Source organism: Pseudomonas sp. (assembly GCF_028293835.1).
In the GTDB taxonomy this organism is placed as follows: Bacteria; Pseudomonadota; Gammaproteobacteria; order Pseudomonadales; family Pseudomonadaceae; genus Aquipseudomonas.
Genome location: NZ_JAQGNX010000008.1, coordinates 1 through 5024, shown reverse-complemented (window position 1 = coordinate 5024; position 5024 = coordinate 1). Strand labels below are relative to the sequence as shown.

The following is a 5024-nucleotide window of genomic DNA, read 5'->3' as shown; positions in this document are numbered from 1 at the left end:
GATCGCGATTTTTTGTGGGAGCAGCTTTGCTCCTACAGATTCGTGTTTGCTGCGCGTCAGCGGGGGCGTCGGAGACGTGGCGGAACCTCCTACAGATGCCAGATGAAACGGCGTCGACGGGCAACCTCAGAACGTAATGGTCATAAAAAAGCCCGCCGTTCATTCTGAACGACGGGCTTTCTGTTGATGCGTAAAACTCACATCATTTTTTCAAACCGTAATGCTCATCGAGCATGCCGGGTGCATTCGGGGTTTTGGGCGCATAGTCCTTTGGCGCTTCCGAGTTGCGTGGCGGCGTCAGGCGATCGCGAGGCGCTTGAGTGGTATCGGCATGCAGACTGGCCAGTAACCGCTGACGCGTCTGCTCATCCAGCGCCAGGCGGCTGGCGCCGTCAGCGAGATGTTCCTGTACGTCCTGATGGCTCTGCGCAAGCTTGTTCACCAGGCTAGCCGTGCTGTTGAAGTGTGTAACCACCTCGTTTTGATAACTGTTGAAGCGCTCCTGAACATCATCCAGCTGGCGCTGAGTGCTGCTGGGTGCGGCGTTGGGCAGCAGACGAGCGACCAGGAAACCAATGACGACACCTGCAACCAGGGCGAGAGTCGGCAACAACCAAACTAATAGCGAGTGTTCCACGAGTCCTTCCTCTATAAACGGCTTTGCTTTACGTTAACGGCTCGAACCTGCTCTGTATACCGCGACACGCTCACGGATTATGCCAGACGCAGACAATCAGCTAGACGAGTCGACCCAAATCGAGGTCACGGAGTTCATTTTTGCTCATGCGCGAAACCCCTGTATTGATTGATGGCCCAGTGGGCCAAATCGAAGCCCTGTACCTGGATCTCGAAGACGCTCGCGGTCTGGCGCTGGTCTGCCATCCTAACCCGGTGCAGGGTGGGACCATGCTGAATAAAGTGGTGTCGACGTTACAGCGCACCGCGCGCGACGCCGGTTTGATTACCCTGCGCTTCAACTATCGGGGGGTCGGCGCCAGCGCTGGCGCGTCCGATATGGCCTCTGGCGAAGTCGATGACGCCCAAGCCGTTGCGCAATGGTTGCGCAATAAACACCCTGACCTGCCCATTACTTTGCTGGGCTTTTCATTTGGCGGGTTTGTCGCGGCCAGCCTCGGCGGACGCCTGGAAGCCAAAGGTGAAAACCTCAAAGCGCTGTTCATGATTGCGCCGGCGGTCATGCGTCTGACCCCCGAGCATCCGCTGCCGCAGAATTGCCCGCTTACCCTGATACAACCGGAAACAGATGAGGTCATCGAGCCACAAGTTGTCTACGACTGGTCCGACGCTTACGAACGTCCCCATGAGCTGCTGAAAGTGGCAGAATGCGGACATTTTTTTCACGGCAAGCTGACCGAATTAAAAGATCTGGTCCTGCCGCGTCTTTGCAATTGATTGCAGCCAGAAGCGCCTGAACCTGCGGGCGCCCAACCCGCCCCACTCTAATAAGCAGCGATTAGCCATGACCACTCGTATCCTGACCGGCATTACCACTTCCGGTACGCCGCACCTCGGTAATTATGCCGGTGCCATTCGCCCGGCGATCATTGCCAGCCGCCAGAGCGATGCCGATTCGTTCTACTTTCTGGCTGACTACCACGCCCTCATCAAGTGCGATGACCCGCTGCGCATTCAGCGCTCGCGTCTGGAAATCGCTGCGACGTGGCTGGCTGCGGGCCTGGATGTCGATCGGGTGACGTTCTATCGCCAGTCCGACATCCCGGAAATCCCTGAGCTGACCTGGTTGTTGACCTGTGTGGCGGCCAAGGGTTTGCTCAATCGTGCCCATGCTTACAAGGCCTCGGTGGATAAAAACGTCGAAACCGGCGAAGACCCGGACGCCGGGATCACCATGGGCTTGTACAGCTACCCGGTGTTGATGGCCGCTGACATCCTGATGTTCAACGCCCACAAAGTACCTGTGGGTCGTGATCAGATCCAGCACGTGGAAATGGCCCGTGACATCGGCCAGCGCTTCAATCACTTGTTCGGCCAAGGCAAAGAGTTTTTTGTCATGCCCGAAGCGCTGATTGAAGAAAGCGTCGCTACGTTGCCAGGGCTGGATGGACGCAAGATGTCGAAGAGCTACGACAACACCATCCCGTTGTTCAGCAGCGCTAAAGATATGAAAGCGGCGATTTCGCAGATTGTCACTGACTCGCGCTTGCCGGGCGAAGCCAAAGATCCGGACAACTCGCACCTGTACACCCTCTACCAAGCCTTCGCTACGCCTGAGCAAGGCGCTGAGTTCCGTTCTGAGCTGTTGCAGGGCTTGAGTTGGGGCGAGGCCAAGCAGCGGCTGTTTGCGCTGCTTGATACGGAGCTGAGCGAGGCCCGTGACAGCTACCACGGTTTCATGGCGCGTCCGGATGATCTGGAAGATATTTTGCTCGCCGGCGCCGAAAAGGCCCGCCGTGTCGCGACGCCGTTCCTCGGGGAACTGCGTGAAGCAGTGGGGCTGCGGTCTTTCCGCAGTGCGGTGCAAAGCGCCGGCAGCGGCAAGAAAAAAACCAGCAAAGGCGCGCGCTTCGTCAGCTTCCGTGAAGACGATGGACGCTTCCGTTTCCGCTTGCTGGCTGCTGATGGGGAGCAGCTCTTGTTGTCGCGCCATTTTGCCGATGGCAAGGCTGCAGGGGCCGTCAGTAAGCAATTGCAGCAAGGTGGCGAGTTGGATCTGCGCAGTGAAGAGGATCGCTTCACGGTGTGGATCGACGATGCCTGTGTCGCAGACAGCCCTGAGTTTGCCGACAGCGCAGCGCGGGATGCGGCCATCGACAATCTGAAGCTGGCATTGACCCCGCAATAGGTCTGATTGCCATTTTCAGGGGTCGTCGCTACAGTGGCGACCCGTTTTTGTCACCTTGCTAACCTATATGACCCCCCTAGAACGATACCAGGCTGATCTGAAGCGCCCCGACTTCTTCCACGATGCCGCGCAGGAAACTGCTGTGCGCCATTTGCAACGTCTGTACGACGACCTGGTCGCCGCGCAGCACGGCAAGCCGGGTCTGCTCGGTAAGCTGTTTGGCAAGAAGCCCCAGGCGCCCGTCAAAGGTTTGTATTTTTGGGGCGGTGTCGGCCGTGGCAAGACCTACCTGGTAGACACCTTCTTCGAAGCCTTGCCGTTCAAGGAAAAGGTCCGGACTCACTTCCACCGCTTCATGAAGCGTGTGCACGAAGAGATGAAGACCCTTAACGGCGAGAAAAACCCGCTGGTGATCATTGCCAAGCGTTTTTCTGATGAAGCGCGAGTGATCTGTTTCGACGAGTTTTTCGTTTCGGACATCACCGACGCCATGATCCTTGGCACTTTGATGGAAGAGTTGTTCAAGAACGGAGTGACTCTGGTTGCGACATCGAACATCGTTCCGGACGGTTTGTACAAAGACGGCCTGCAACGTGCGCGCTTCCTGCCCGCAATTGCTTTGATCAAACTTAACACCGATATCGTCAACGTCGACAGCGGCGTGGATTATCGTCTGCGTCACCTGGAGCAGGCGGAGTTGTTTCACTTCCCGCTGGACGAAGCCGCCGAAGAAAGCCTGCGCAAAAGCTTTCGAGCGCTGACGCCGGAGTGCACTCAGGCGATCAAAGACGATGTGCTGATGATCGAGAACCGCGAAATTCGCGCCATGCTCACTTGCGATGACGTGGCCTGGTTTAACTTCCGCGAACTGTGTGACGGCCCGCGCAGCCAGAATGATTACATCGAACTGGGCAAGATATTCCATGCGGTATTGATTAGCGGCGTGGAGCAAATGAGCGTCAAAACCGACGACATCGCCCGGCGCTTCATCAACATGGTCGATGAATTCTACGACCGCAACGTCAAGCTGATCATTTCGGCCGAAGTTGAGCTCAAGGATTTGTACACCGGTGGCCGCCTGAACTTCGAGTTCCAGCGCACCCTCAGTCGCCTGTTGGAAATGCAATCCCACGAATTCCTGTCGCGGGCGCATAAACCCTAGCGAGTAGCGTTGCGTTTCCGTGGAGGATTGCCTGCCTTATCTGTAGGAGGTTCCTTCACGTCTCCGACGCCGCGCTGTCGCTCAACAAACACAAAACCGGTAGGAGCTGCCGAAGGCTGCGATAGGGTCGCACGACCTTCAGCGGTATCACGAGGGCGACCGGTTCCCGGTCGAATCGCAGCCTTCGGCAGCTCCTACAGATATCTTTTAATTCAATAAGTTATGCGTTGTTTGATCGGAGCTGGCCTCGTCATGGCCAGCCTCGGGCAGATCGAGATCCATTCAGATGGACGATGTCTGAGTTTAGACTTTTTTTGAATTTGTCTTCCTGTCGAAGGGGTTAGATATTAAGTCGCATCAACGGCTTGGTATTAACCTGAAGCGGGAGCAAAACTAATGACTACGATTGGAGTCTTTGCGTCGATCTTCAACGACGCGGGAGAGATTTTATGCGTCCAGCGCAATTACCCTCCCTTCGGATGGACTACGCCTGGCGGTAAGTTAGAAGATGGAGAGGCGCCGGAGGTCGCTGTTGTTCGTGAGGTATTAGAGGAGACGGGGTATCACGTTAAGGTCGAGCGGCTTATTGGACTGTACGCAGCGCCCTTCAAGAACGATCTGGTTATTTCCTTCGCCTGCCGAATTACAGGTAGAGATCAGTGGGAGGCCAATGATGAAATTTCTGCAGCAGCCTTTTTCCACCTTGTGACATTGCCTGTGTCTATGAAAGCTAATACCCGCGTCAGGATCCGTGATGCGGGTGAAGGCAAACATGGAGTATGGAGAACCTTCACCGCAGAAGAGCACGGGTGATATTCGAAGGTGTAGTCTCTTTCCCAAGTTATTGGGTAGCCCATCTAGCCTCGCTTCATCGCTTCATCGCTTCATCGCTTCATCGCTTCATCGCATCAGGGGCATCGTCAAGCCCCCTGCAAAAACTGCTGGCGGTATTGATTCGGTGACAGTTCCGTATGCTGGCGAAACAAGCGCGCGAAGAAGCTGGCATCGTCATAGCCGACCTCGTAGCTGATCGTTTTT

General features: G+C 56.1%; 6 protein-coding genes. 4 read left to right on the top strand and 2 right to left on the bottom strand.

The window, feature by feature from the left end:
- Positions 1 to 202 precede the first annotated feature (202 nt).
- On the bottom strand, positions 203 to 637 hold the full coding sequence (locus JWR17_RS00740) for a DUF1043 family protein (protein WP_299827327.1): 435 nt from the start codon (positions 635 to 637) through the stop codon (positions 203 to 205).
- A gap of 146 nt (positions 638 to 783) precedes the next feature.
- Here JWR17_RS00740 and JWR17_RS00735 point away from each other — a divergent pair, with 146 nt between their 5' ends.
- The 4 genes from JWR17_RS00735 (at position 784) to JWR17_RS00720 (ending at position 4799) form a co-directional block, all read left to right on the top strand.
- Positions 784 to 1413, top strand: a complete 630-nt coding sequence (locus JWR17_RS00735) for an alpha/beta fold hydrolase (protein WP_299827325.1) — start codon at positions 784 to 786, stop codon at positions 1411 to 1413.
- Between the two features lie 67 nt (positions 1414 to 1480).
- Positions 1481 to 2824, top strand: coding sequence for a tryptophan--tRNA ligase (locus JWR17_RS00730; protein ID WP_299827324.1), 1344 nt, complete (start codon positions 1481 to 1483; stop codon positions 2822 to 2824).
- Between the two features lie 67 nt (positions 2825 to 2891).
- Entirely contained in the window at positions 2892 to 3986 is a 1095-nt protein-coding gene (zapE, locus tag JWR17_RS00725; RefSeq protein WP_299827322.1) for a cell division protein ZapE, read from the top strand.
- 396 nt (positions 3987 to 4382) lie between these two features.
- Positions 4383 to 4799 carry an NUDIX domain-containing protein gene (locus JWR17_RS00720; RefSeq protein WP_299827320.1) on the top strand — a complete coding sequence of 139 codons (417 nt, stop codon included), beginning with the start codon at positions 4383 to 4385 and terminating at the stop codon, positions 4797 to 4799.
- 107 nt (positions 4800 to 4906) lie between these two features.
- On the opposite strand, the gene JWR17_RS00715 is transcribed toward JWR17_RS00720, so the two are convergent.
- The coding region (locus tag JWR17_RS00715) for a helix-turn-helix domain-containing protein (protein WP_299827329.1) at positions 4907 to 5024 on the bottom strand (118 nt) is incomplete at its 5' end.